Origin of the sequence: Chromobacterium piscinae, assembly GCF_021129175.1 — a bacterium.
In the GTDB taxonomy this organism is placed as follows: domain Bacteria; phylum Pseudomonadota; class Gammaproteobacteria; order Burkholderiales; family Chromobacteriaceae; genus Chromobacterium; species Chromobacterium piscinae.
In genome coordinates this window covers 1-23,735 of sequence record NZ_JAJOHV010000098.1, presented here as the reverse complement: position 1 = coordinate 23,735, position 23,735 = coordinate 1, and the positions used below count along the sequence as shown (strand labels likewise).

Below are 23,735 nucleotides of genomic sequence, written 5' to 3'. Positions count from 1 at the left end.
TTGGCCAGTGAGAGGGCAAGCCGGCTATTGGGCAGGATGGCTGCAGGAATCTGCAAGCTAATTAAATGGAATGACTGGCTGATCTTGAATATGCACTGAATTATCCGTGCAAATACTAGGCCAGTGTTTTGTACTGGATTCCCACCTCGGTTAGGCGCTATGACCAGATTATCCGATATGTGATTATCGTGGGATCGAGTCCTCTCGTGGAGCGTACGCGATCACCGAGGGAGGCGGCAGATGGGAGAGGTTTCCATTCAGGCGGGCGTGCCCGCCAATGTTTTTCGTACCGGCGGCCGGATCCGCCTGGTGGACCGGCAGCGCTTGTTCGGCCATGCGTCGATGACTATCTGGCTGACCGGGCTGAGCGGCGCGGGCAAATCCACCATCGCCTACGACCTGGAGGCGAGGCTGGTGGGCGGCGGCTTTTCCGCGGTGGTGCTGGACGGGGACAATCTGCGCCATGGCATCAACCGCAACCTGGGTTTTACCGAGGAGGACCGCCGGGAAAACCTGCGCCGGGCGGCCGAGGTGGCGCGACTGATGAACGACGCCGGCCTGATCGTGATCTGTTCCTGCATCTCTCCGCTGCGCAGCGACCGAGAAATGGCGCGGGACATCGTCGGCGAGCGCCGTTTCGCCGAGGTTTACATCAGCACGCCGCTGGCGGTGTGCGAGGGGCGCGATTGCAAGGGCCTGTATGCGAAGGCGCGTTCCGGGCAGATCGCGCATTTCACCGGCGTCTCCGCGCCATACGAAGCGCCGGAGCAGGCCGCGCTGGCGTTGGACACCAGCGCGCTGAGCGTCGACGAGTGCGTGAGCCAATTGTTCGGGATGGTGTTGCACTGTTGCAGCCCGGCGGCGATGGAGGAGGTCAGCCATGAATATCATATCTGACGGGGACCGGCCGCTGCCGGTGCTGATGATCCCGTTGAGGCGTTGCGGCAGCCACGCCTTGAGGCTGAGGCTAAATTTCAACTCGGATTTCTATTCGCCCTATCCGCTGCACATCGTCGATTTCATGCCGCTGCTGCCTCTGTACGGCGATTTGTCCGAGGACCGCAATTACTTTCAGTTGGTGGTCGACGTGGTGGGTCTGCAAGCGGTCAGCATGGTGAAGTGGCCGGACGTGGTGTTCGATCCGGTGGAGATCTTCGAAGTGCTGGCCGGACAGACGCGCAGCGTGCACAAGGTGGCCTGGGAGCTGCTGCTGCGGGTGGGAGAGCGCCATCAAGCCCGCGTGGTGATGGACAAGTCGCTGGACAATGTCCATTACGCCGCCGAGTTGCTGGAGCTACTGCCGCAGATGCGCTTCCTCAATGTCGTGCGCGATCCGCGCGCCCAGGTGGCGTCAATCAATCGTGCCATCATCCATGACTTCGACACCATTCTCAATGTGCGGACTTGGCTCGCGGCCTACCAGGCAGCCGACAGGCTGCTGGCCGAACATCCGGACAAGGTATTGACCATACGCTACGAGGATTTCCTGACCGATCAGCAGATGGCGCTGCGCCAGGTGTGCGATTTCTTCGGCATTGCCTTCATGCCGCAGATGCTGGACATCCGCGGCTCGGCCGAAGCGGCACAGATCGCGCAGCGCTCGGCGCTGTGGTCGTCCAACCACTTCCCGCCCATCATCGCCCACGCCGACAAGTTCAAGCAGCAGCTGTCGATGCGCGAAATCGAGATCATCGAAACCGCCTGCCGTCCCTATATGGAGCGTTACGGCTACACATTGTTGACGGACGCCAACTTGCCGGTGGACGAGAACATGGCGCTCGAAGCGGAGGAGCGTTCGCGGCAAGGGCGCCAGCAAGCCTGGGAGGATCTGAAGCAGAAAAACTACCGCGATTACATCTTGCGGCAATGCAGGGCGGATTACCTGGCCAACCTGAAACTGCGTTTATTGAGAGAGCCACTTGCCACACCGTCAAAACCGGAGGCGCTGGCCAGCTAGCGGACAGGGCATGGCGGTAGCCATGCCTTTTTACATTCAATAAATTTCTCTATTGACAGAAATTTCAGAAATAAATATCTTATCAGGCATGGAACTGACACCTGTAAGCCAAAGATTCGTGCTTCACTGGGGCGAGATGGGCACCCGCTGGGGCGTCAATCGAACTGTCGCCCAGATTCACGCGCTGCTGTACATCAGCGGCCGCGCGATGTGCGCGGAGGAGCTGGCGGAGACGCTGAACGTCGCCCGCTCCAATGTCAGCAACAGCCTGAAGGAGCTGCAAGGCTGGAAACTGATCCGCAACGCCCATGTGTTGGGGGATCGGCGCGACCACTTTGAAACCTCCGGCGATGTTTGGGAATTGTTCCGCATCATCGTCGCCGAGCGCCAGCGGCGCGAGATCGAACCGACCTTGCAGGTGCTGCGCGAATGCATGGATAGCCCGGACTTTTCCCTGGAAAGCGCGCTGGCTCAGCAGCGGATCAAAAATACCTGGCAGTTCATGGATACCTTGACCGCCTGGACGCGCGAGATGTTGAGGCTGTCCACTTCCACGCTGAGCAAGGTGCTCAAGATGGGGGCGGGTATCCAGAAGCTGCTGGGCCGAGGCAAGCCGGGAACAGACGATTGAGTCCCCGAGCCGGGAAGGCGCCGGCTCGGATGCGAACGATGGCCAGCCGGCTGGGGTAGAAGAAGCAAAAAATTTTAACCATTAATTTCTGTTTTGACAGAAATTTCAGAAATAAAGGAGATTGCCATGAGCGGATTCGTCATCGTCATGATTTTGGTGCCGGCGCTTTGCAGCATGTTGTGCTGGTTTTTGCTGGCCGATCCTTTACGGCAGGTCACGCTAGCCCTGTGCGAGAGCGGCGAGGGCGCGCCGTTCTGGAGCCGGACCTTTCTGTTGCTGGTATTGGCCACGCCATTGCTGACGGTGTTGTTGCTGGCGCCTGAGCAGGCGTCGGCGTCTCTGTGGCTGGATATTCGCGAAATCTTGAAGTGGGCGTTGATCGGCGTGGTGGCGCAGTTATTGGTGCTGGTGCGGCTGGTGTGGCGCCAGGTGGCCTTCAGCCGGCCTAAGGCTGCTGAATCGGCGCCGACAGCTATCGCCGATCATGCCGGAGCGTCGCAATGAAGATACTGCTGTTGGGCTGCAACGGGTTTATTGGCCGGAGCCTGGCGACCAGGCTGATCGAGGCGGGACATGAGCTGTTGGCGCCGTCTCGCGCCGAATTGGACCTGGCGCGCCCGGATCAGGATTGGGCGGCCTGGCTTGACAGGACGGAGGCGGTCGCCAATCTGGCCGGGGTATTTCGTCAAGGACGGTCCGGCGGATTGGAGGCTGTTCACCATCATGGTCCGTTGTGTCTGGCCGGGGTGGCGAAAAAATACGGTGTCCGGCGTTGGGTGCAATTGTCGGCCTTGGGCGCCGCGCCGGATGCTGCCACGCTGTTCCTGGCCAGCAAGGGCAGGGGTGATGCGGCGCTGCTGGGTGGCGGACTGGATGTCGCTGTCGCGCGGCCTTCGCTGGTGTATGGCATTGACGGCGCCAGCAGCCGCCTGCTGATGCGCTTGGCGCGGCTGCCGTTATGGTTTTTGCCCGATGGCGGCCGGCAGCCGATCCAGCCGGTGGCGGCGGTTGACGTGGTCGACGGTTTGCATCGGCTGATCGAAGGCAGGGTTCGCGGCGCGGTGGATTTTGTCGGCGCGGAGGAGGCGACGCTGGCCGATTATCTGCGGCGGCTGCGCAGCTTGCAGGGCCTGGGGCCGATAGAGCGGGTCCAGGCCTTGCCCGGCTGGTTGGCGGATGGCCTGGCCTCTTGCTGCGGCCGCATCCCGGGCAGTCTGCTGGACCGCGATAGCCTGCGCATGCTGCGCCAAGGCTCGACCGCGGACCCGGCCGCCTTTGCCGCGCTGCTAGGCCGTTCGCCGCTGTCGTTCAGACAATTCGGGGAGGCGATATGAAAGTCTCGCGACGGATGGTGGAGCTGTCGTTGGCCGCTTTGTGGCTGTGGAGCGGCGTGCAGCCGCCGCTGACGGCCTGGGATGAGTCGCTCGCCATGCTGGCGCGGCTGGGCCTGCCGCAGGCTGCGCTGGGACCGCTGTTTCTTGCGTCCTGCGCGCTGGACGTGTCGTTCGCGGCATGGATAGCCTGGCGGCCCAGCATCTGGGCGTGGAGGTCACAGGCCCTGGTCGTGCTGTTTTACAGCGTGGTGGTGGTGGTGGCCTTGCCGGAGAACTGGCTGCATCCGTTCGCGCCGCTGGTGAAGAACTTGCCCATCTTGGCGATGCTGCTGTGGCTGGGCACCAATCGGGAGGAAAAATCATGAATGCCTATTTGATCGTCAAGACCCTGCACATTCTGTCCGCCACGCTGATGGTGGGCGCCGGTTTTGGTTCGGCTTTCTACATGTTCTTCGCCAATCGCGGCGGCAAGGTGGCGGCGCAGGCCGAAGTGGCGAGGCTGGTGGTGCGGGCCGATTGGTGGCTCACCACGCCGGCGGTGGTTTTCCAGTCCTTGTCAGGGCTGTGGCTGGCGCATCAGGCCGGCTGGCCGTTATCCATGTCCTGGCTGGCTTGGGCGATCGGCTTGTTTCTGTTCGCCGGCGCGTGCTGGCTGCCGGTGGTGTGGCTGCAGATCCGGATGGCGGGCATGGCGCGCGACGCGGAGGAGGCCGGCCAGGCGTTGCCGACGCGCTACTGGCGTTTCGCCCGGATCTGGGAGTGTCTGGGCTATCCGGCCTTCTGCGCGATGCTGGTTGTGTATTTCCTGATGGTGTTGAAGCCGGACTGGTCGTGAGTGCGGGGCGCGGCTGTTCCGCTGTCGACGTGTATGAGGCTGAAGGCAGAACTTCAAGAAAAATCGATGAAGGTATGGAGGACAGAAGTTAGGGCTATAGTTCAACGTCTCATCCGAGGGGCGCAAGGTTTGGGCCTGTTTGAAAGGCCATGTAGGCCGGTGTATTCCACCTCTGACAGCCGCAGGTCCCAATTCGCGTAAGTGAAGCCGTGGCGCAATCTGAGAACGATTTTGACAAACAGTTATTTGAGCTACTTGCTTCGCGTGGGCTGGCAGCCGCTTGGCTGGTCGATTCGCTTCGAGCAGCCCTTGAGATAGAGTGCCGCCAGCTCATCGTTGATCTGACTTTTCAATCCGACTTGGCCGACTATCTATCCGCTAACCCTGTGATCAGTGAGTCCATCGAAACGGTTCTTGCGCAATTGGCCTTCTCTGCTGGCGTTCATTGGCGTCAAGCTGAAAAGGTACTTCAACCGTTGGCATATCAAGGCTGGCACTTAGCGCGCTGGCTTCCTACTTGTGGATGGCCCGCTTGTTATTGGTGCCCTGGCAGGCGCCCCGCTTACGCCAAACGGTTTTTTGTCATGGAGGCGATGTCTTTCAGCCAGGGCCGTTGTCGCCAATGCTTGGCGACGAATGCGTGGATCTGGTCTTGCATGGCCAAGGTCGCGCCTATCATGTCCAGGCCTTCGAGGAACATCCGGCGATGGCGCTCGGACAGCGAGAAAGGCGCCGTCAAACTCTTGCTTCGCACCGTCATGGATGCGATATCGATCGCGACCAGGCTGTTTTCCGGCGCGGAGACGTCGGCCAGAATGGCCTCGACATCGGCTTCGGCCAGCGCCACCAGCATCAGGCTGTTGTTCATCGCGTTCGAATAGAAAATCTCGCCGAAGCTTGGCGCGATCACCGCCTGGATGCCGTATTGCCGCAGGCCCCAGACCGCGTGCTCGCGGCTGGATCCGCAGCCGAAATTGGGGCCGGAGACCAGTATCCTGGCCGCGGCGTATTCCGGCCGATTGAGAACGAACTCGGGCCGGGGAGTTCCATCCGAGCCGAAGCGCATGTCGTATAGCAGGCCTTCGGCCAGGCCCGCCTTGTCGATGCGGCGCAGGAATTGCTTGGGCATGATCTGGTCGGTATCCAGATTGGCAATCGGCAATGGCGCGGCTATGCCTTCGATTCGGGTGTGAACGGTCATGCTCGGACTCCCAATTTGCGGACGTCGGTGATGTATCCGGTCACGGCGGCGGCGGCGGCCATGGCCGGACTCATCAGGTGGGTGATCGCGTCCCGGCCTTGGCGGCCTTCGAAATTGCGGTTGGTGGTGGAGGCGCAGCGTTCGCCGGGGTTGAGGATGTCGTCGTTCATGGCCAGGCATAGGGAGCAGCCGGGTTGGCGCCATTCAAAGCCGGCCTCGATGAAGAGCTGCGCCAACCCTTCCTGTTCGGCCTGGCGGCGCACTTCGCCTGAGCCCGGCACGATCATGGCGCGCACCGAAGGGGCCACGCTGCGTCCGCGCACGATCTCCGCGACAGCGCGCAAGTCCTCGATGCGGGCATTGGTGCAAGAGCCGATGAAGACGCGCTGGACGGGCAAGCCTTCCAGTTGGGCGCCTTCGGCCAGGCCGGTATAGCGCAGCGCCCGCTGCATGGTGAGCCGCTCAGACCCCTCCGGCGCCGACGCGGCAGAGGGGACGCGGCCGCTGATCGGAATGGATTGGTCGGGGCTGGTGCCCCATGTCACATAGGGCTCGACGTCGCCGGCCTGGAATTCGAGCTCAAGGTCGAATGGGGCGCCGACGTCGCTGCGCAGGGCGCGCCAGTCGGCCTTCGCGGCTTCCAGTGTCGCACCGGCCAGATCCGGACAACGGTTCGTGACGTATTCAAGCGCGCGCTCGTCCGGCGCGATCAGCGCGCCGCGCGCGCCGGCCTCGACGGCCATATTGCACAGCGTCATCCGCGCCTCGACTGTCATCGACTCAATGGCCTCGCCGCAGAACTCGACCACGTAGCCGCGCGCGCCGTGGGCGCCTATCCGGTTGATGATCAGCAGAATCAAATCCTTGGCGGTCGTCCCAGGCGGCAAGCGGCCGGTTACATGAATGCGCATGGTTTGCGCGAGGCGATACACCAGGGTCTGGGTCGCCAGCACATGCCCGACCTCCGAGGTACCGATCCCGAAGCCCAGCGCCCCCAGCGCGCCATAGGTCGTCGTGTGGCTGTCGCCGCAGAGGACGACCATGCCGGGGCGAATCATGCCCAGTTCCGGCGCGATCACATGCTCGATGCCCTGGAAGCGGTCGTTGGCATCGAACAGCGGGATGTCGTGGAAGTCGCAATTCTTCTTCAGATTCGAGGCCTGAAGGGCAGGGTCCGGCTCCTCGATGATGCGAATCGCCACCGGGTGAGTGGGAATGATGTGGTCGACCACCGCCACGTTCTGGCTGGGCCGCAAGACGCCGCGGCCGGCCTCGGTCAAGCCAGCGAACGCTTGCGGGCTGGTGTATTCGTTCACGATGTGCAGATCGGCGTAGAGCAGCACGTTCTGCGGATCCAACTGCGCCACCGTGTGGGTTTCGACCAGCTTCTGATAAAGCGTTTGGGGTGGGGTTTGCAATGCGGCCATGCGTGTCTCCCGGTGAGTCTGAAAGCGAGGCGGCTTCCTTGGAAGGCAAGTTAGTGGATTGCAAATTTCTGTACAATAATTGAAATATCAAACTTTTTTTAACTTAAACGCAAAAATGAACTCTGTATCCGACGTCGCTTTTTTCCTGGAAGTGGTGAAGGCGGGCACCTTGTCCGGCGCGGCGCAAGAGCTTGGCGTATCCACCGCCGCCGTCAGCCGGCGCTTGGCCAATCTTGAGGCGAGGCTCGGCATCCGGTTGCTGAACCGCACGACGAGACGGACGGCAATCACGTATGAAGGCGAGTTGTATCTGGCTGAGGGGAAAAAGATTCTGGGGGATCTGGAGGAGCTGGAGCAAAGGCTTGCCAGCGCCCAATCCATCCCGAAAGGGTTGCTGCGCGTCAATGCGACTTTCGGTTTTGGCCGGCAATTCATCGCCCCGGCCATCGCGGATTTCGTGGAGATTTATCCGGATGTCGACGTCCAGTTATCCCTGTCCGACCGCCCTGCCAATCTGATCGAAGAAGGGTTCGATGTCTGCATCCGCTTCGGCGAAATGCCCGACGCTCGCGTCACGTCCAGGAAAATTGCCAGCAATCGCCGTCTGCTATGCGCATCGCCCGCTTATCTGGAATGTTTCGGCGTCCCGGTTTCCCCGATGGATCTGCAGCGCCACCGCTGTATCGTGATCCGGGAGAGTGATGAGACCTACGGCGCCTGGCACCTGCATTCAGGGGCCGCGCAAGCCAATGTGAAGGTTCGCGGGACGGTCTCGACCAACGATGGAGAAGCGGCGGTCAACTGGGCGCTGCGGGGGCTGGGGATATTGCTGCGCTCGGAATGGAATGTCGCGCCTTATCTTCGCTCGGGACGGCTGCGCGAAGTGCTAGGTGATTGGCGGTTTCCGGCAGCCGACATTCACGCGGTCTATCCGATGAAGAACAACCTGTCGGCGAAAGTCCGGGCCTTCGTCAGTCATCTGGATAAGCACTTTGATCCATATCGGCCCAGGGGGGATGGTAAGAGCGGCTGGTAGCTTCTAAAAGCGGTTGATTTTTTAAATATTTATAAGAAATGAATTTTCTTTTCTATTTATGATTATTTCCACAAACATGCCACTGTTTTGGCATGTAAATGCCGCTCCACAACAGGTGCTTGCTTGTTTCTTGAGCACATCAACACGCACCACAAGTTAGCTTGGATCTACCATCGTAGACATCACTAGGAGGCTACTGCCCCAACATAGCGCTATCCGTGGCCATGGAATAAGCAAGGCGACATCATGGAGGGGTTGGTAAACGCCATAAATAAATAAAAAGGCTCGAGTACGAGCTTGGTAGGTAAGGAAATAGGCCTACTCTGTTTCAATGGATTGTAAAGCTATTTATGCAATTCGTCGTGAGTGCGGTAAGCCTACATTTTTCAAGATCACAAATTTTGTTGACAATTGAAAAGTAATCTGTGCAAAATTGAGATGCAAGATTTTCAAGCGTCATATCTATCGATACCTCGTTGCCCACCCAATTGGTCTTCATTGTTTCCTTATCTATTCCTTGATTATCATGCCTTTGGCAATTTTATGCCCTTACCGACACAAGGAGTGCATTATGGAAACTGGTACCGTTAAATTCTTCAATGACGCAAAAGGTTTTGGTTTCATTACCCCTGATAATGGTGGTGATGATCTGTTCGCTCATTTTTCTGAAATTCGCGCCGATGGATTCAAGTCGCTGCATGAAGGCCAAAAAGTGAGCTACACCAGAGCGATGGGCCAAAAGGGTCCGGCAGCATCTGGCATTCAGCCGCTCTAAGTATTGCTGCTAGCAAAAAGCCCCTTAGTGGGGCTTTTTTTCGTGGGTCTTTTGCTCTTGGCAAGAGGTGCGAAATGGAGGGGCGTGAAAAAGCCGCCAAACCCTTTGGATTGGCGGCTTTTCGATCTGATTAGATCGCAGCGTTTACTATGTCTTCGCGCGTCAGCAGGAAGACGAAGCCATCGCCGCTCTGCGTTTCCATCCACATGAAGGGCAGGGAGGGGAAGCACTCTTCCAGCATGTCGCGGTTGTGGCCGATTTCCACCAGCAGCACGCCGCGCTCGTTCAGGAATTCCGGTGCGCGGCGCAGGATTTCGCGGGTGGCGTCCAGGCCGTCCTCGCCGGAGCCGAGCGCGATTTCCGGCTCGTGCAAATATTCTTCCGGCAGCTCCTCCACCGATTCGGCGTCGACGTAGGGTGGGTTGGAGATGATCAGATCGTACTTTTCCTCAATCCCCTCGAACATGTCGGTGTGGATCAGGTTGACGCGGTCCTGCAGGCCGTAGTGCTCGACGTTGATCGCCGCCACTTCCAGCGCGTCCAGCGAGATGTCGACGGCGTCGACCTCGGCGTCCGGATAGTGGCTGGCCAGTTGGATGGCCAGGCAGCCGGAGCCGGTGCACAGGTCCAGCGCGCGGTGCACCAGTTCCGGATGTTCGATCCACGGCGCCAGCGGCTCGCCCAGCAGTTCGTAGATGAAGGAGCGCGGCACCAGCACGCGCTCGTCGACATAGAAGTTGAACTCGCCCTGCCAGGCCTCGTTGGTCAGGTAGGCGACCGGCACCTTGTCCTCGGCACGGCGGCGGATCAGCTCCACCACGCGTTCCACTTCCTCGGGTAGCAGCCGGGCGTCCAGATAGGGCTCCAGCGTATCGATCGGCAGTTGCAGCGCCGACAGGATCAGGTAGGCCGCTTCGTCGTGCGCGTTGTGGGTGCCGTGGCCGTAGGTGAGCTCGGCCTCGTTGAAGCGCGACACGGCGAAGCGCAGCAGGTCGCGCGCGGTGGTGAAGTGGCTGGCGGCCAGTTGGTACATGGATTTCCTTTCAATGCAACGGGGACATGGATGCACCATGTCCCCTGACAGCTATTTCCACACGACCGCCAGTCGCGGTCGCGGCAGGCTTAGAACGGCAGCTTGGCGTCGGTGGCGGTGGCCAGCACGCGGCGGAAGTCGCCCTTGATGCGCTCCAGCGCCTCTTCGGTGTCGGCTTCGAAGCGCAGCACGATCACCGGCGTGGTGTTGGATGCGCGGGCCAGGCCGAAGCCATCCTTGTACTCGACGCGCAGGCCGTCCAGCGTGTTCACCTCTTCGGCGCCGTCGAACTTGGCGGATTCCTGCAGTTTGGAGATCAGCGCGTGGTTCTCGCCTTCCTTGGCCATTTTCAGGTTCAGCTCGGGCGTGGAGACGGCATTGGGCAGTGCGTTCAGGAGTTCGCTCGGGTCTTCGACGCGGGACAGCACTTCCAGCAGGCGGGCGCCGGTGTAGATGCCGTCGTCGAAGCCATACCAGCGCTCCTTGAAGAACACGTGGCCGCTCATCTCGCCGGCCAGCAGCGCGCCGGTTTCCTTGATCTTGGCTTTGATGAAGCTGTGGCCGGTGCGCGCCATTACCGGCACGCCGCCGTTTTTCTTGATCCAGGGCTTCAGCAGGCGGGTGGACTTGACGTCGAAGATCACCTTGGCCTTGGGATTGCGGTCCAGCACGTCGGCCGCGTACAGCATCAGCTGGCGGTCCGGCCAGATGATGTTGCCGTCCTTGGTGACCACGCCCAGGCGGTCGCCGTCGCCATCGAAGGCCAGGCCGATCTCGGCGTCGGTCTTCTGCAGCGCCTCGATCAGGTCCTTCAGGTTTTCCGGCTTGGCTGGGTCCGGGTGGTGGTTCGGGAAATTGCCGTCCACGTCGCAGAATAGCTCGCGCACCTTGCAGCCCAGGCGGCGGTACAGCAGCGGGCCGAACGCGCCGGCGACGCCGTTGCCGCTGTCCACCACAATGTTCAGCGGGCGTTCCAGCTTGATGTCGGAGGTGATGCGTTCCAGATAGGCTTCCGCGATGTCTTCGGTGCGGTAGCCGCCTTCGCCTTCGGCCAAGTTGCTGTCGACGATGCGCTGGTAGAGTTTCTGGATGTCCTCGCCGGCCAGGGTATCGCCGGCCAGCATCATCTTGAAGCCGTTGTAGTCGGGAGGGTTATGGCTGCCGGTCACCATCACGCCGGACAGGGTGCCCAGCTGGTGGGCGGCGAAGTACAGCATCGGGGTGGCGACGCGGCCGACGTCGATCACGTCCACGCCGGCGGCGCGGATGCCGTCGGCCAGCGCCTCGCTCAGCTCGGGGCCGGACAGGCGGCCGTCGCGGCCGATCACAATGGCCTTGACCTTGCGGGCGATGGCTTCCGAAGCCACGGCCTGGCCGATTTGCCGCGCGACGGCGGCGGTCAGGGTTTTGCCGACGATGCCGCGGATGTCATACGCTTTGAAGATATCTTTGGATATTTTGTTCATGATGGCTTTGACGCGATATGAGGTTGGAGGGCGGAGGTGCGCCGCCCCGCTGGGGAGTCAGCCGCCGAGCTTCCGGCTCAAGGCGACCAGCTGCTGTAATTTCTGCTTGGCTTTGCCGCTGTCCAAGGCTTCGCGCGCAATGTTAACACCGTCGGCCAGGCTTGGGGCGATATCGGCGGTGTAAATCGCCGCGCCGGCGTTGAACAGCACGATGTCGCGGGCGGGTCCCGGCTGGCCGTCCAATACGGATAGCAGGCGGTCGCGGGACTGTTCGGCGGTGTTGGCGCGCAGGTCTTTCAGCTCGCAGGCGGCGAGGCCGAACTCGCCTGGCTCCAGCTGGTATTCCAGTATCTCGCCATTCTTGAGTTCCGCCACCATGCTGGGACCGGACAGTGTCAATTCGTCCAGGCCGTCGCTGCCGTGGACGACCATCACGTGCTTGCTGCCCAGCTGCTTGAGCACGCGGGACTGGATGCCCACCAGGTCGGGGTGGAACACGCCCATCAGCTGGTTGTCGGCGCCGGCCGGATTGGTCAGCGGCCCCAGGATGTTGAAGATGGTGCGCGCGCCAAGCTCCTTGCGGATCGGCGCCACGTGTTTCATCGCGCTGTTGTGGTTGGGGGCGAACATGAAGCCCAGGCCGATTTCATCCAGGCATTGTCCGACCTGTTCCGCCGTCAGCTGCAGGTTGACGCCGAGCAGCTCCAGCACGTCGGCGCTGCCCGAGCTGGACGATACCGAACGGCCGCCATGCTTGGCCACGCGCGCGCCGGCGGCCGAGGCGACGAAGGCCGCGGTGGTGGAGATGTTGAAAGTGTGGGACTTGTCGCCGCCGGTGCCGCAGGTGTCCACCAGATGGTTGCGGTTGGACACCGGCACGTGGGTGGAGAATTCGCGCATCACGGTGGCGGCCGCGGCGATTTCCGATACGGACTCCACCTTGACCCTGAGGCCGATGAGGATGGCCGAAGTTTGCGCCGGCGTCAGTTCGCCGCGCATGATCTGGCGCATCAACGCCAGCATTTCTTCGTAGAACAGTTCGTTGCCGTCGATCAGGCGATTTAGCGCCGCTTGCGGGGTGATCATCTGGATTTCCTATCAGCTGTGGCGGGCGAGGTCGGCCAGCCTTTGCGTGTCGAGGTCGATTTCGCAGGCCAGCCGGGCGCGGGCCGCGCCGTTGCCGCTGGCGTAGCTGGCTTCCACCCAGTCGCAGTGCTGGCGGCGGTAGTCGCGGTAAGACTGGCGGGCGCGGCGCAGTTCGCGCGCGGCGTGGAAGCGGCCGTCGGTGGCGGCGTCAAGCTTGCGCATCGCATCCAGCGCCCTGTCTTCTTGGGCGGTCAGCTGGCGGCCCGTCTCGCTGTGGCGTTGCTGCAGGCAGGCGGCGACGGCCGGAGTGTCGGCCTTGCTTTGCTCGCAGTCGTCCAGCGCGCCGGACCAGGCGGGGGAGGCCAGCAAGACGCCGAACAGCAGCGGCGTCAATCGCATCAGGCGAATTCCTTCAGGAAGTTGTCCAGCATGCGGTGGCCATGCTCGGTGAGGATGGATTCCGGGTGGAACTGCACGCCTTCGATCGGCAGCGTCTTGTGGCGCACGCCCATGATTTCTCCATCGTCGGTCCAGGCGGTGACTTCCAGGCAGTCCGGCAGCGTTTCGCGTTCGATCACCAGCGAATGATAGCGGGTGCAGGTGACGGGATTGGGCAGGCCATGGAACATGCCCTTATCCAGATGGCTGACCGGCGACACCTTGCCGTGCATCAGTTGCTTGGCGTGGACGACCTTGCCGCCGAAAGCCTGGCCAATGCCCTGGTGGCCCAGGCACACGCCCATGATGGGCAGCTTGCCGGCGAAGTGCAGGATGGCGGGCACCGACACGCCGGCTTCGTTGGGCGTGCAGGGGCCGGGAGAGACCACCAGGTATTTTGGCTTCAGTTCTTCGATCTGCTGCAGGGTGATTTCGTCGTTGCGGAACACCTTCACGTCCTGGCCCAGCTCGCCGAAGTACTGCACCAGGTTGTAGGTGAAGGAATCATAATTGTCGATCATCAATAGCATTGAATGATTAACCTTTTGAATTCATTGTTGAATTTTAAATTTTGCTGCGGCACCAGATATCTTGCCCGGCTTTTCTGCGCAGGACAGACGGCATGCATGATTGCGGGTTGCCAACACTATACCCCATAGTCCGCGGTCGCCGTCACCCCCGGAATTCGGCTTTGCCCTGTCGTGTCGCGCCTGTTCATGAGGCGCTGCGGTTCAGCTGGTCGCCATAGCGCTCCATCCACCCCGCTAGTTGCTGCAGCGGTTGCTGCAGCGTGCTGCCCAGCGTGGTGATCTGGTATTCGACGCGGGGCGGAACCTCGGCGTAAACCGTGCGCCGCACTAGGCCGCGCTGTTCGAAAGCGCGCAGCTGGCGGGTGAGTTCCTTCTGGGTGATGGTGCCGACCGCGCGCTGCAGTTCGCCGAAGCGTACTGGGCGGTCCATCACGATCAGGCGGTAAAGAATGGGAATCGCCCATTTTCCGGCGATCAGGTCGATGAATTGCAGCATCGGACAGGTGCTGGCTGAGGCGGTTTCCTGCTGATTTTTCAAAGTCATGATGGATCATGGGTATCAATTCAATACCTACTATACATTGCATACTAATGGCCATAAAGAGGCTGCGTGGGTTGCGTCAATGGCTTGTCGCCGGGGCTGGCCCAAACGCCGGCTTTCGCAAGCTGGGCATGCCGGATGACGAATTGCCGGCGCTGCAGGAGCAGATGCGCAAGCTGGCGCCGCTGGCCTGGAGTAGCAGGAGGAACTGGCCATGGCGGCGGTGTTCCTGGCTTTCGACGAGTCCAGCTACATGCTGGGCGGCTAGCCGCGAGTGGATGGCGGCGTGGGCAATCTGCAGACGACGTTCTTCTTGAGTATGACGTTTGTGTTTCGTGACGCTAGAATGGTCCGCATGGAAATCGAAGCGTCATCTCAATGAATGATCCCAAACCCGCCGTTCTGGGCGCCGAGGCGGCAAGCGAAGACATGCGCTCGCGTCGTCGCGCGCTGCTGGCCGCAAGCGGCGCCCATGCGGTCCACGACGGCCTGACCGACCTGGTCTACGTGCTGCTGCCCATCTGGCAGGCGCAATTCGGCATCGGCTACGCGATGGTGGGCTTGCTGCGCGGCGCGTATTCCGGCGCGATGGCCGGCTTCCAGCTGTTGGCCAGCCGCTTGGCCAGGCGCTGGGGGCGCAAGCGCATGCTGGTTGGCGGCACCGCGCTGGCGGGCATGGCCTATCTGTTGGCCGGCCAGGCGGGTGGCCTGGCGGTCCTGCTGCTGGCCTTGGCGCTGGGCGGCCTGGGCGCCAGCGTCCAGCATCCGCTGGCGTCTTCGCTGGTGGCGGATAGCCATGAGGCCGGCGGCGGCTCGCGGCAGGCGTTGGCGCAATACAATTTCGCCGGCGATATCGGCAAGACGCTGATCCCGGCGTTGACAGGCTTGCTGCTGACGATGGCGAGCTGGCGGCTCAGCGTCAGCCTGATGGGTCTGCTGGGCTTGGCGGCGGCCGGGGTGCTGTGGCGGCTGATTCCGGACCGTTTGCCAAGCGCCGCGGCAAAGTCGGCGGCGCGGGCGGCGGGCAAGGGCTCGAGGGGCGGCTTGCGCGCCTTGCTGGCCACCGGGGCGATAGACAGCGCGGCGCGGATGGGCTTTCTGACTTTTCTCCCCTTCCTGCTGCAGAGCAAGGGGGCGGGTACTGCGGGCATTGGTTTGGCGCTGTCGCTGTTGTTCGTCGGCGGCGCGTTCGGCAAGCTGTTCTGCGGCTATCTGGGCGCGCGCGTCGGCATGGTCAAAACGGTATGGCTGACCGAGGGGATGACCGCATTGCTGATTGCGATGAGCCTGGCGCTGCCGCTGTTTGGAACCATGGCGATGCTGCCCTTGCTGGGCTTGGCGCTGAATGGCACTTCATCGGTGCTGTACGGCACCGTGCCGGAGCTGGCCGATGCCACTGGGCGGGAACATGCGTTCGCCTTGTTCTACACCGGCACGATAGGTGGCGGCGCATTGTCGCCGGTGCTGTTCGGCCGTCTGGGCGATCTCGCCGGCGTGCCGGTGGCGATGCTGGCGCTGGCGGCCTTTCTGTTGTTGACGCTGCCTTTGTCTTGGCGGGTGGGCAGGGATCTGGATGCATAAGAAAACGCCGGCATGAGCCGGCGTTTTGTGTTGGAAAGGTCAGGCGTCCAGCCCGTCCCGCACCATCTGGGCGGCGCGCAGCACCGCGCGCGCCTTGTTCTGTGTTTCCTGCCATTCCGATTGCGGCACCGAATCGGCGACGATGCCGGCGCCGGACTGCACGTAGAGCATGCCGTTCTTCAGCACCGCGGTGCGGATGGCGATGGCCAGGTCCATATCGCCGTTGAAGCCCAGGTAGCCCACCGCGCCGCCGTAGACGCCGCGTTTGGTCGGCTCGAATTCGTCGATGATCTGCATCGCCCGCACCTTGGGCGCGCCGGACAGCGTGCCGGCCGGGAAGGTGGCTTTGATCACGTCGATATTGCTGATCTTGCGGTCCACCTGGCCCTCCACGTTGGACACGATGTGCATCACGTGGGAATAGCGCTCGATCGCCATATTGTCGGTGATCTTCACGGTGCCGATGTCGGCGACGCGGCCGACGTCGTTGCGGCCCAGGTCCATCAGCATCACGTGTTCGGCGATTTCCTTGGGATCGGCCAGCAGCTCGGCGGCTAGCGCCTCGTCCTGCTCGCGGCTATGGCCGCGGGGGCGGGTGCCGGCGATCGGGCGCACGGTCACGGTTTCGCCTTCGCGGCGCACCAGGATTTCCGGCGATGCGCCCACCACGTGGAAGTCGTCGAAATGATAGAAGAACATGTATGGCGACGGGTTGAGGTTGCGCAGCGCGCGGTACAGCGCGATCGGCGAGCCGTGGTAGGGCTGCTGCATGCGCTGGGCCAGCACTACCTGCATGATGTCGCCGTCGTGGATATAGCGCTGACAGGACGCCACGGCTTCTTTGAACGCGTCCTCGCCGTATTCCGACACCGCCTCGCCTTCATGGGGCTGGGGTAGCGACAGCGGGATGGCCAGCGGCTCGCGCAGCTTGGCGCGCAGCTGGGCCAGCCGCGCCTTGGCTTTCTGCAGCGCGTTGGGCACTTCGGGGTCGGCGTAGACCACCAAGTAGAGCTTGCCGGACAGATTGTCCACCACAGCGATTTCTTCCGACAGCATCAGCAGGATGTCCGGCGTGCCCACCGGGTCCGGCTTCTGGACGTCGGCCAGGCGGCGCTCCACATAGCGTATGGTGTCGTAGCCGAAGTAGCCGACCAGGCCGCCGGAATAGCGCGGCAGACCGGGCAGCTCGGGGATGCGGAAACGGTGCTGGAAGGCTTCGATGAAGGCCAGCGGGTCGCCGTCGTGGCGCTCTATCACCTTGTCGCCGCACTCCACCTGCACCCGCTGGCCATTGACGCGCAAGCGGGTATCGGCCGGCAAGCCGATGATGGAATAGCGGCCGTGGCGCTCGCCGCCCACCACCGATTCCAGCAGGTAGCTGTACGGCTGGTTGGCGAGCTTCAGGTAGATGGACAGCGGGCTGTCCAGATCGGCCAGCAGTTCCTGGGTGACTGGGATGCGGTTGTAGCCGGCAGCGGCCAGCTGGTCAAACTCTTGCGCTTGCATGCGGTTCTTCCTGTGTCTTGTCAGTTTGGGCGGGGTCGTGCGGGGCGTGGGCCGGGCGACGCCATCGCCAGCTGGCGGGGCAGGGAAGAAAGGCCATGGGCGTTTGAGTTCCTTCAGGGTTGACGGGATTCAGTCATTCTTCATCAAATCGTAGAGCTCGGCAACACTGTTTACCGTCAGGTCCGCGCCCAGAGTGGACGCGTCGGCGTAGCCGTAGCTGACGGCGATGGCCGCGCTGCCGGCTGCGCGGGCGGCGGCCACGTCGTTGGCGGAGTCGCCCACCATCGCCAGTTCCTGCGGCTGGATCCCCAGCACCTGGCAGCAATGCAAGAGCGGCAGCGCCGATGGTTTCTTCTCCGGCAGCGTGTCGCCGCCGAGGATCAGGCTGAACAGGTCGCGCAGGCCCAGTTGCTCGGCTAATGGCACGGCCAGGCGTTCGGATTTGTTGGTGACCATGACCAGCGGCAGCTTGAGGGCGCGCAGCAGGGCGAGTCCGTCTAGCACGCCGGGATAGACCGTGGTGCGGACCGCCAGGCGCTCGCTGTAGCGCTGGACGAAGAAACGGTAGCCGCGCTCCCACAGCGGGCCGTCGGCCTCGGCGTGGTGCTCGTCGGTGATGGCGCGGTGCACCAGGCTGGCGATGCCGTCGCCGACGTGGCTCTTGATCCGCTCGGGATCAAGCGGAGGCAGCCCCAGATGCTCGCGCATCGCGTTGGCGGCGTCGGCTAGATCGGGAATGGAGTCGACCAGAGTGCCGTCCAGATCGAAGGCGACGGCTTTGATGTGCTTGAGATTCATGTGCCTGCTTTGCTGCCGCGGCCGGCGGGCCGCGGCGGAATGGGTGATGCGGAGTGCCTAGAGCTCGCGGATGTCTACGACTTGCAACTGGCCGAAGGCCGGCGAAACCAGATAGTCGACGATCTTGCGCGCGGCGTCGCCCGGGCTGCTCAACGCGCCGTCGGACTTCAGCGCGTCGAAGCGGGCCTTCTGCGGAAACTGACCCTCGTCGCTGGCGCGGATATTGCTCTGCATGTCGGTGTCCACCACGCCAGGGTACAGCGCGACGATGCGCGCCGGATTGGCCTTGCCTTCCTGCTCCACGGCCACGCTGCGGCTGAAGTGGTCCAGACTGGCCTTGGTGGCGCAGTACACGCTCCAGCCCGGATAGGCCTTGGCGGCGGCGCCGGACGAGATGTTCAGGATGCGGCGGCGCGCCGGCAGGTGATCGGTGGCGGACAGCAGCGCATCGGTCGTGAGTAGCGGCGCGGTGACGTTGACGGCGACAGCCTTGACCACCTCGTCGGTCGGATAATGGCCGGCCTGGGCGATGGGAGTGACCAAGCCGGCGTTGTTGATCAGCGTGATCGTCGCGCATTCCGGCAGCGGCAGCTGCTGCAAGGCGGTGTGAATCGAGGCGGCGGCTTGCGCGGCGTCGGCTAGGTCGGCGTTGACGGCCAGCAGCCTCTCGGGATGGCGGGCGGCCAGCCCTTCCAGCGCAGGACCGGCGTTGCGGGCGATGCCGACGGCAAAGTAGCCGTCGCTCAGCAGTGTTTCGCAGATGGCGTAACCCAGGCCGCGCGAGGCGCCGGTGACGATGAATGCATGCATTGCTTTACCCTTTGGAGAGTGGTGGTGGAGGCTGCGCTCTTATACTTGGACGCGGGCCAGCTCGGCGCGCATCGCGTCGATGACGGCTTTGTAGTCTTTTTGGCCGTAGATGGCGGAGCCGGCCACGAAGGTGTCTGCGCCGGCGGCCGCCACCTGGGCGATATTGTCCACCTTGACGCCGCCGTCCACTTCCAGCCAGATTTCGCCGCCGTGCTTGGCGGTGTATTCGTCGATGCGCAGGCGAACCTGCCGGATCTTTTCCAGTGCGTGCGGAATGAACGATTGTCCGCCGAAGCCGGGGTTCACCGACATGATCAGGATCATGTCCAGCTTGTCCATCACGTGGTCCAGGTAAGAGAGCGGCGTGGCCGGGTTGAACACCAAGCCGGCCTTACAGCCGGCATCCTTGATCAGGCCCAGCGTGCGGTCGATGTGTTCTGAGCCTTCCGGGTGGAAGGTGATGATGTCCGCGCCGGCCTTGGCGAAGGCGGCGGCCAGCGCGTCGACCGGTTTGACCATCAGGTGGACGTCGATCGGGGCGCTGCTGTGGGGGCGGATGGCCTCGCAGAACATCGGGCCCATGGTCAGATTGGGGACGTAGTGGTTGTCCATCACATCGAAGTGGATGATGTCGGCGCCGGCGGCGATGACATCGCTGACTTCCTGGCCCAGGCGGGCGAAATCGGCGGACAGAATGCTGGGGGCGATACGGAAAGTGCGCATGGCGATTGCTCTGACATCGATAAACGAGGAATGCCCGGCATTCTACCGCGCCAAAAGCGGTTTGGCCGGATAAAATGAAAACCAAGATCAATCAGGAGAAGCCGAAATGGCTGACAAACTTTACCAGATGGAGGTGCGGGCGGAGCCGCAATACGTGGCGGACCAGTCCAGCGTCGCCAATGATATTTACGTGTTCGCCTATCGCGTCCGCATCACCAATACCGGCAGCGAGCCGGCGCAACTGATCAGCCGCCACTGGATCATCACCGACGCCAACCAGCAGGTGCAGGAAGTGCGCGGCATGGGCGTGGTGGGCGAGCAGCCGCATCTCGATCCCGGCCAGGTGTTCGAGTACTCCAGCGCGGCCCACATCACCACGCCGTACGGCAGCATGAAGGGTGTCTACCAGATGATGGCGGACGACGGCCAGCGTTTCGAGGCGTCCATTCCCGAAATGACGCTGGTGGCGCCGCGGGTGCTGCACTAATCGCTTTTACAGGAAGGGTCCTTGTCGTCGCGCGGCCAGGTCCACCAGACGATGAAAGTGGCGAGCCCGCCGGCTCCCAGCGCTTCCAGCAACAGAATCCACATGATGTCCGCCCCTTTATGAAGTGAAGTGCTATTTCACTTTGGGATAGGTCTTAGTCACAGGCAAACCTTATTTATGCGTATCACCCATAGCGGCCCGGCGCCGTCCGGCCGCAACGATTGGCAAACCATCCAGACCCTGCTGCCCTATCTGTGGGCGTTCAAGTGGCGAGTTTTCCTGGCTCTGGCCTGCATGGTGCTGGCCAAAGTAGGGGCGGTGACGGTGCCGCTGTACTTGAAGGACATCGTCGACCAGCTGTCGGTGCCGGCCACGCTGCTGGCCATCCCGGTGCTGGCGCTGACCGGCTACGGCGTGGCGCGGCTGCTGTCCGGCGTGCTGGGCGAGCTGCGCGACGCCGTGTTCGCCCGCGTGATCCAGGGAGCGGTGCGCAGCGTGGCGCGCAATGTGTTCCGCCACCTGTTCAAACTGTCGCTGCGCTTCCACCTGGAGCGGCACACCGGCGGCATGAGCCGCGACATCGAGCGCGGCACCAAGGGCATAGGCTTTCTGCTGAATTTCACCGTGTTCAACATCCTGCCCACGCTGCTGGAAATCGGCATGGTGTCGGCCATCCTGCTGCACCGCTACTCGTGGGAGTTCGCGGTGGTGACGCTGGGCACCATCGGGCTATACATCGCATTCACGCTGTTGGTGACCGAATGGCGCACCGTCTACCGCCGCACGATGAATGACCTGGATTCCAAGGCCAATTCCAAGGCGATAGACGCGCTGCTGAATTACGAAACGGTCAAATACTTCAATAACGAGGAATACGAGTCCAAGCGTTATGACCGCAATCTGGAGGCCTGGGAGGCGTCGGCGATCAAGAATCAGGTATCGCTGTCGCTGCTGAACGCAGGCCAGGCCGCCATCATCGCCATCGGCGTCACGCTGGTGATGGTGCTGGCGGCGCGCGACGTGGTGGCGCACCGGATGACGGTGGGCGACGTGGTGCTGGTGGCCACCTTCATCACCCAGCTGTACGCGCCGCTGAACTTCCTGGGTTTCGTCTACCGCGAGATCAAGCATTCGCTGGCCGATATCGAACGGATGTTCAAGCTGCTGGGCGTCAATCTGGAAGTGGCGGACGCGCCGGACGCCAAGACGCTGGCGGCACGCAACGCGACGATACGTTTCGAGCGCGTCGGCTTCGCCTACGAATCCAAGCGGCAGATCCTGCATGATGTGGACTTCGCCATCCCCGCCGGCCAGACGCTGGCGGTGGTCGGCGCCAGCGGCGCCGGCAAGTCCACGCTGTCGCGGCTGATGTTCCGCTTCTACGACGCCACGTCGGGCGCGGTGAGGATCAACGGCGAGGACATCCGCGCGCTGACGCAGGATTCGCTGCGCGCCCATATCGGCATCGTGCCGCAGGATACGGTGCTGTTCAACGACACCGTCTACTACAATATCGCCTACGGCAAACCCGGCGCCACCCGCGAGGAAGTGATCGAGGCGGCGCGCTCCGCCCACATCCACGACTTTGTCAGCAGTCTGCCGGACGGCTACGACACCATGGTCGGCGAGCGCGGGCTGAAATTGTCCGGCGGCGAGAAGCAGCGCGTCGCCATCGCGCGCACTATCTTGAAGAACCCGCCGATCTTGATCTTCGACGAGGCCACCAGCGCGCTCGATTCGCGCACCGAGAAGGCGATCCAGCGCGAACTGACCGCCATCTCCGCCGACCGCACTACGCTGATCATCGCCCACCGGCTGTCCACCATCGTCGACGCCGACCGCATCCTGGTGCTCGACGCCGGCCGGGTGGTGGAGCAGGGCAGCCATCGCGAGCTGCTGGACTTGGGCGGCCGCTACGCCGAAATGTGGCGGTTGCAGCAGGAGAGCGAGGCGGTGGCGGAGTAAGGGCTCGCGGCGATCCTGCGCCTCAGCGCGAACTGGATTTGATGCTAAGGCGCTTGATCTGCCTGGATGAGATGGCGCGCCAGTGAGCGAGTGCATTGGCTGGCTTGCCTGTAATGGATGGCTTTTGCTGGCGGCGACGATTTTCTAGTCAGCCGCCACCGGCATCCCAGTGGAATGGGCGGGAGGTGTATGGCGTACAAATGCGTACTGCTATCGGTTTTTATGCTGATTGCTGGGTTTGCGCACGCGGAAAGCCGCAAGCTGACGCTGTGCTACGACAAATATCCGCCATATGCGATAGGCGAGTTTGGCGAGGCGGCCAGCGGCGGCATCAAGGTGAAGCTGCTGCAGGATATCGGCAAGCAACTCGATATCCTGGTCGCGGTCAAGATACTGCCTTGGAAGCGTTGCCTGAGCGCGGCCAAGGATGGCCTGGTGGATGGCATTCTTCCCCTATATAAGACGCCTGAGCGGGAGCAGTTCATGGCGTTTTCCCTGCCCGTCATGCGGCAGTACAACTGTTTCCTTTATAAAAAAAGCGCATTCCGCGGCCGTGTGGATTGGACCGATTATCAGGCGCTGAAAGATCATCACCTGGGAATGGAAATCGGCTCGGTGGTCGACAAGGAAATGGAAGCGATATTCGAGTCCGCCCATCCGATCGAACGGGCGGCGGATTCCATCACCTTGATGAAAATGATGGACTCAGGCCGCATCGATCTCGCCACCATAGACTCCAACGTCGGGAAGTATCTGGTCAATCAGCAGGGCGTCGCTGAAACGATAGGCGTTTCCGATGTGCCGATCGGCAAGCTGTCCTACGCCGCGTTTGGATTTTCCAAGGCGTCGGGAGCGGACAAGTGGGTCGCCGAATTCAACAAGGTCATTGAGAGAATGCGCAAGGCGGGCCTGTTGGAAAGAATTGAGACTCAGGCACAGAAATAAGGCAGGGCGCAGTCGGGGCGCATCGGCGCCGACCGCGTCGCTGGCTTAAACGGGGCTGGCGGTATTTTGCAGCACGGTGCGGTAGCCGTCGTGATCGACGAATGTGGCGCCGTGGACATTCCAGTAAGGATTGGCCGAGGGCTGCTGGGCAAAGCCGGCTGCGCGCATGCAGGCGCAGGCGGCCTCCCATTCGGCGTGGTCGGGAAGGTAGAGCACCAGCAGGTCTTCAACTGTCGGGCTGGGGTGCGCCGGGTGGCGATGGCTGACGACGAATTCCAGATGGTAGCCGGCGCCGGGCAGGCCCAGCATCACGCCGTCGAAACCTTCATGATCCTTGAAGCTGCCCAGCTGCTGCAGATTCAGGCCTTCGCAATACATCGCCTTGCTGAGGTTGAGGTTGCCGACCGGGCGGGCGATGCGCAACTGGGGCGTGTGCTTGTACATGGCGATGGAGGCGGGTGGTTTGGAGATGCTTTCATCATGGCATGAGGGCGGACGCTCAGCCAGCTTTCCCCGCCTTGATGCGCTTCATTTCTTCCATCACCAGCGCGCCCTGGCGCAGCGCCTCGCGCAGCGCGTCGGCTTGCGGCAGGCCGGCGAACTCCAGCGACGGGTCCAGCGCGGCCAGCG

Annotated in this window: 26 protein-coding genes; 13 read left to right on the top strand and 13 right to left on the bottom strand. The window is 62.4% G+C overall.

The window, feature by feature from the left end; translation table 11 throughout:
* Window positions 1-240: 240 nt before the first annotated feature.
* The 7 genes from cysC to LQR33_RS20780 all read left to right on the top strand — a co-directional run bounded on the left by cysC (window position 241) and on the right by LQR33_RS20780 (window position 4,757).
* Window positions 241-897: an adenylyl-sulfate kinase gene (gene cysC, locus LQR33_RS20810; protein ID WP_221668761.1), complete on the top strand. Its 657-nt coding sequence runs from the start codon at window positions 241-243 to the stop codon at window positions 895-897.
* Window positions 881-1,957 carry a sulfotransferase family protein gene (locus LQR33_RS20805; protein WP_221666315.1) on the top strand — a complete coding sequence of 359 codons (1,077 nt, stop codon included), beginning with the start codon at window positions 881-883 and terminating at the stop codon, window positions 1,955-1,957. The genes cysC and LQR33_RS20805 overlap by 17 nt, the downstream gene beginning before the upstream one ends.
* A gap of 88 nt (window positions 1,958-2,045) precedes the next feature.
* A complete protein-coding gene (locus LQR33_RS20800) occupies window positions 2,046-2,588 on the top strand; it encodes a GbsR/MarR family transcriptional regulator (RefSeq protein WP_231470281.1) in 543 nt (180 codons plus the stop codon).
* Between the two features lie 126 nt (window positions 2,589-2,714).
* Window positions 2,715-3,092 carry a hypothetical protein gene (locus LQR33_RS20795; RefSeq protein ID WP_221666314.1) on the top strand — a complete coding sequence of 126 codons (378 nt, stop codon included), beginning with the start codon at window positions 2,715-2,717 and terminating at the stop codon, window positions 3,090-3,092.
* A complete protein-coding gene (locus tag LQR33_RS20790; protein WP_166441564.1) occupies window positions 3,089-3,922 on the top strand; it encodes an NAD-dependent epimerase/dehydratase family protein in 834 nt (277 codons plus the stop codon). Before LQR33_RS20795 ends, LQR33_RS20790 begins: the two co-directional genes overlap by 4 nt.
* Entirely contained in the window at window positions 3,919-4,287 is a 369-nt protein-coding gene (locus LQR33_RS20785; protein ID WP_231470280.1) for a DoxX-like family protein, read from the top strand. The genes LQR33_RS20790 and LQR33_RS20785 overlap by 4 nt, the downstream gene beginning before the upstream one ends.
* Complete coding sequence (locus tag LQR33_RS20780) at window positions 4,284-4,757, top strand: DUF2269 family protein (protein ID WP_231470279.1); 474 nt, start codon at window positions 4,284-4,286, stop codon at window positions 4,755-4,757. Before LQR33_RS20785 ends, LQR33_RS20780 begins: the two co-directional genes overlap by 4 nt.
* A 562-nt stretch (window positions 4,758-5,319) precedes the next feature.
* On the opposite strand, the gene leuD is transcribed toward LQR33_RS20780, so the two are convergent.
* Together leuD and leuC are read right to left on the bottom strand one after the other, a co-directional pair.
* Window positions 5,320-5,958, bottom strand: a complete 639-nt coding sequence (leuD, locus tag LQR33_RS20775; RefSeq protein ID WP_231470278.1) for a 3-isopropylmalate dehydratase small subunit — start codon at window positions 5,956-5,958, stop codon at window positions 5,320-5,322.
* Window positions 5,955-7,385 carry a 3-isopropylmalate dehydratase large subunit gene (leuC, locus tag LQR33_RS20770; RefSeq protein ID WP_231470276.1) on the bottom strand — a complete coding sequence of 477 codons (1,431 nt, stop codon included), beginning with the start codon at window positions 7,383-7,385 and terminating at the stop codon, window positions 5,955-5,957. The genes leuD and leuC overlap by 4 nt, the downstream gene beginning before the upstream one ends.
* A gap of 79 nt (window positions 7,386-7,464) precedes the next feature.
* Here leuC and LQR33_RS20765 point away from each other — a divergent pair, with 79 nt between their 5' ends.
* A complete protein-coding gene (locus tag LQR33_RS20765; protein WP_231470274.1) occupies window positions 7,465-8,421 on the top strand; it encodes a LysR family transcriptional regulator in 957 nt (318 codons plus the stop codon).
* Window positions 8,422-8,992: 571 nt separating this feature from the next.
* Window positions 8,993-9,196, top strand: coding sequence for a cold-shock protein (locus tag LQR33_RS20760; protein ID WP_021476955.1), 204 nt, complete (start codon window positions 8,993-8,995; stop codon window positions 9,194-9,196).
* Between the two features lie 130 nt (window positions 9,197-9,326).
* On the opposite strand, the gene prmB is transcribed toward LQR33_RS20760, so the two are convergent.
* From prmB to LQR33_RS20730, 6 genes are all read right to left on the bottom strand, one after another.
* A complete protein-coding gene (gene prmB, locus LQR33_RS20755) occupies window positions 9,327-10,229 on the bottom strand; it encodes a 50S ribosomal protein L3 N(5)-glutamine methyltransferase (RefSeq protein WP_166441559.1) in 903 nt (300 codons plus the stop codon).
* Window positions 10,230-10,318: 89 nt separating this feature from the next.
* Complete coding sequence (locus LQR33_RS20750; RefSeq protein WP_166441558.1) at window positions 10,319-11,695, bottom strand: phosphomannomutase/phosphoglucomutase; 1,377 nt, start codon at window positions 11,693-11,695, stop codon at window positions 10,319-10,321.
* A gap of 57 nt (window positions 11,696-11,752) precedes the next feature.
* On the bottom strand, window positions 11,753-12,781 hold the full coding sequence (gene trpD, locus LQR33_RS20745) for an anthranilate phosphoribosyltransferase (RefSeq protein WP_231470273.1): 1,029 nt from the start codon (window positions 12,779-12,781) through the stop codon (window positions 11,753-11,755).
* A 12-nt stretch (window positions 12,782-12,793) separates the two neighbouring features.
* A complete protein-coding gene (locus tag LQR33_RS20740) occupies window positions 12,794-13,180 on the bottom strand; it encodes a lysozyme inhibitor LprI family protein (RefSeq protein ID WP_166441556.1) in 387 nt (128 codons plus the stop codon).
* Complete coding sequence (locus tag LQR33_RS20735) at window positions 13,180-13,749, bottom strand: aminodeoxychorismate/anthranilate synthase component II (RefSeq protein ID WP_166441555.1); 570 nt, start codon at window positions 13,747-13,749, stop codon at window positions 13,180-13,182. The genes LQR33_RS20740 and LQR33_RS20735 overlap by 1 nt, the downstream gene beginning before the upstream one ends.
* 184 nt (window positions 13,750-13,933) lie before the next feature.
* Complete coding sequence (locus tag LQR33_RS20730) at window positions 13,934-14,293, bottom strand: winged helix-turn-helix transcriptional regulator (RefSeq protein WP_221667230.1); 360 nt, start codon at window positions 14,291-14,293, stop codon at window positions 13,934-13,936.
* Between the two features lie 375 nt (window positions 14,294-14,668).
* Between LQR33_RS20730 and LQR33_RS20725 the strand changes: the two genes are divergently transcribed.
* The gene (locus LQR33_RS20725; protein WP_221667231.1) at window positions 14,669-15,871 is read left to right on the top strand and encodes an MFS transporter; all 1,203 of its coding nucleotides are present in this window, start codon (window positions 14,669-14,671) and stop codon (window positions 15,869-15,871) included.
* 39 nt (window positions 15,872-15,910) lie between these two features.
* Here LQR33_RS20725 and trpE read toward each other — a convergent pair whose 3' ends face one another.
* From trpE to rpe, 4 genes are all read right to left on the bottom strand, one after another.
* Complete coding sequence (gene trpE, locus LQR33_RS20720; RefSeq protein ID WP_166441552.1) at window positions 15,911-17,377, bottom strand: anthranilate synthase component I; 1,467 nt, start codon at window positions 17,375-17,377, stop codon at window positions 15,911-15,913.
* 129 nt (window positions 17,378-17,506) lie between these two features.
* Window positions 17,507-18,175: a phosphoglycolate phosphatase gene (locus LQR33_RS20715; protein ID WP_231470272.1), complete on the bottom strand. Its 669-nt coding sequence runs from the start codon at window positions 18,173-18,175 to the stop codon at window positions 17,507-17,509.
* 57 nt (window positions 18,176-18,232) lie between these two features.
* Window positions 18,233-18,985: an SDR family oxidoreductase gene (locus LQR33_RS20710; protein WP_221666303.1), complete on the bottom strand. Its 753-nt coding sequence runs from the start codon at window positions 18,983-18,985 to the stop codon at window positions 18,233-18,235.
* A gap of 39 nt (window positions 18,986-19,024) precedes the next feature.
* Entirely contained in the window at window positions 19,025-19,708 is a 684-nt protein-coding gene (gene rpe, locus LQR33_RS20705; protein WP_221666302.1) for a ribulose-phosphate 3-epimerase, read from the bottom strand.
* Between the two features lie 106 nt (window positions 19,709-19,814).
* Here rpe and apaG point away from each other — a divergent pair, with 106 nt between their 5' ends.
* From apaG to LQR33_RS20690, 3 genes are all read left to right on the top strand, one after another.
* On the top strand, window positions 19,815-20,195 hold the full coding sequence (gene apaG, locus LQR33_RS20700; RefSeq protein WP_166441548.1) for a Co2+/Mg2+ efflux protein ApaG: 381 nt from the start codon (window positions 19,815-19,817) through the stop codon (window positions 20,193-20,195).
* A 177-nt stretch (window positions 20,196-20,372) separates the two neighbouring features.
* On the top strand, window positions 20,373-22,160 hold the full coding sequence (locus LQR33_RS20695; protein WP_221666301.1) for an ABCB family ABC transporter ATP-binding protein/permease: 1,788 nt from the start codon (window positions 20,373-20,375) through the stop codon (window positions 22,158-22,160).
* A 117-nt stretch (window positions 22,161-22,277) separates the two neighbouring features.
* Complete coding sequence (locus LQR33_RS20690) at window positions 22,278-23,105, top strand: substrate-binding periplasmic protein (protein WP_231470270.1); 828 nt, start codon at window positions 22,278-22,280, stop codon at window positions 23,103-23,105.
* 45 nt (window positions 23,106-23,150) lie between these two features.
* On the opposite strand, the gene LQR33_RS20685 is transcribed toward LQR33_RS20690, so the two are convergent.
* Window positions 23,151-23,549, bottom strand: coding sequence for a VOC family protein (locus LQR33_RS20685; protein ID WP_021475406.1), 399 nt, complete (start codon window positions 23,547-23,549; stop codon window positions 23,151-23,153).
* Window positions 23,550-23,735: the final 186 nt, after the last annotated feature.

Excerpts from the sequence above, each read along its gene's own strand:
- LQR33_RS20715 (WP_231470272.1), bottom strand. The coding sequence starts at position 18,175 with ATGAATCTCAAGCACATCAAAGCCGTCGCCTTCGATCTGGACGGCACT.
- trpD (WP_231470273.1), bottom strand. The coding sequence starts at position 12,781 with ATGATCACCCCGCAAGCGGCGCTAAATCGCCTGATCGACGGCAACGAA.
- cysC (WP_221668761.1), top strand. The coding sequence starts at position 241 with ATGGGAGAGGTTTCCATTCAGGCGGGCGTGCCCGCCAATGTTTTTCGT.
- LQR33_RS20735 (WP_166441555.1), bottom strand. The coding sequence starts at position 13,749 with ATGCTATTGATGATCGACAATTATGATTCCTTCACCTACAACCTGGTG.
- LQR33_RS20730 (WP_221667230.1), bottom strand. The coding sequence starts at position 14,293 with ATGACTTTGAAAAATCAGCAGGAAACCGCCTCAGCCAGCACCTGTCCG.
- LQR33_RS20685 (WP_021475406.1), bottom strand. The coding sequence starts at position 23,549 with ATGTACAAGCACACGCCCCAGTTGCGCATCGCCCGCCCGGTCGGCAAC.
- LQR33_RS20725 (WP_221667231.1), top strand. The coding sequence starts at position 14,669 with ATGAATGATCCCAAACCCGCCGTTCTGGGCGCCGAGGCGGCAAGCGAA.
- LQR33_RS20750 (WP_166441558.1), bottom strand. The coding sequence starts at position 11,695 with ATGAACAAAATATCCAAAGATATCTTCAAAGCGTATGACATCCGCGGC.
- leuC (WP_231470276.1), bottom strand. The coding sequence starts at position 7,385 with ATGGCCGCATTGCAAACCCCACCCCAAACGCTTTATCAGAAGCTGGTC.
- LQR33_RS20785 (WP_231470280.1), top strand. The coding sequence starts at position 3,919 with ATGAAAGTCTCGCGACGGATGGTGGAGCTGTCGTTGGCCGCTTTGTGG.
- LQR33_RS20695 (WP_221666301.1), top strand. The coding sequence starts at position 20,373 with ATGCGTATCACCCATAGCGGCCCGGCGCCGTCCGGCCGCAACGATTGG.
- leuD (WP_231470278.1), bottom strand. The coding sequence starts at position 5,958 with ATGACCGTTCACACCCGAATCGAAGGCATAGCCGCGCCATTGCCGATT.
- LQR33_RS20805 (WP_221666315.1), top strand. The coding sequence starts at position 881 with ATGAATATCATATCTGACGGGGACCGGCCGCTGCCGGTGCTGATGATC.
- trpE (WP_166441552.1), bottom strand. The coding sequence starts at position 17,377 with ATGCAAGCGCAAGAGTTTGACCAGCTGGCCGCTGCCGGCTACAACCGC.
- LQR33_RS20690 (WP_231470270.1), top strand. The coding sequence starts at position 22,278 with ATGGCTTTTGCTGGCGGCGACGATTTTCTAGTCAGCCGCCACCGGCAT.
- LQR33_RS20740 (WP_166441556.1), bottom strand. The coding sequence starts at position 13,180 with ATGCGATTGACGCCGCTGCTGTTCGGCGTCTTGCTGGCCTCCCCCGCC.
- LQR33_RS20795 (WP_221666314.1), top strand. The coding sequence starts at position 2,715 with ATGAGCGGATTCGTCATCGTCATGATTTTGGTGCCGGCGCTTTGCAGC.
- LQR33_RS20790 (WP_166441564.1), top strand. The coding sequence starts at position 3,089 with ATGAAGATACTGCTGTTGGGCTGCAACGGGTTTATTGGCCGGAGCCTG.
- LQR33_RS20760 (WP_021476955.1), top strand. The coding sequence starts at position 8,993 with ATGGAAACTGGTACCGTTAAATTCTTCAATGACGCAAAAGGTTTTGGT.
- rpe (WP_221666302.1), bottom strand. The coding sequence starts at position 19,708 with ATGCGCACTTTCCGTATCGCCCCCAGCATTCTGTCCGCCGATTTCGCC.
- LQR33_RS20780 (WP_231470279.1), top strand. The coding sequence starts at position 4,284 with ATGAATGCCTATTTGATCGTCAAGACCCTGCACATTCTGTCCGCCACG.
- prmB (WP_166441559.1), bottom strand. The coding sequence starts at position 10,229 with ATGTACCAACTGGCCGCCAGCCACTTCACCACCGCGCGCGACCTGCTG.
- LQR33_RS20800 (WP_231470281.1), top strand. The coding sequence starts at position 2,046 with ATGGAACTGACACCTGTAAGCCAAAGATTCGTGCTTCACTGGGGCGAG.
- LQR33_RS20710 (WP_221666303.1), bottom strand. The coding sequence starts at position 18,985 with ATGCATGCATTCATCGTCACCGGCGCCTCGCGCGGCCTGGGTTACGCC.
- apaG (WP_166441548.1), top strand. The coding sequence starts at position 19,815 with ATGGCTGACAAACTTTACCAGATGGAGGTGCGGGCGGAGCCGCAATAC.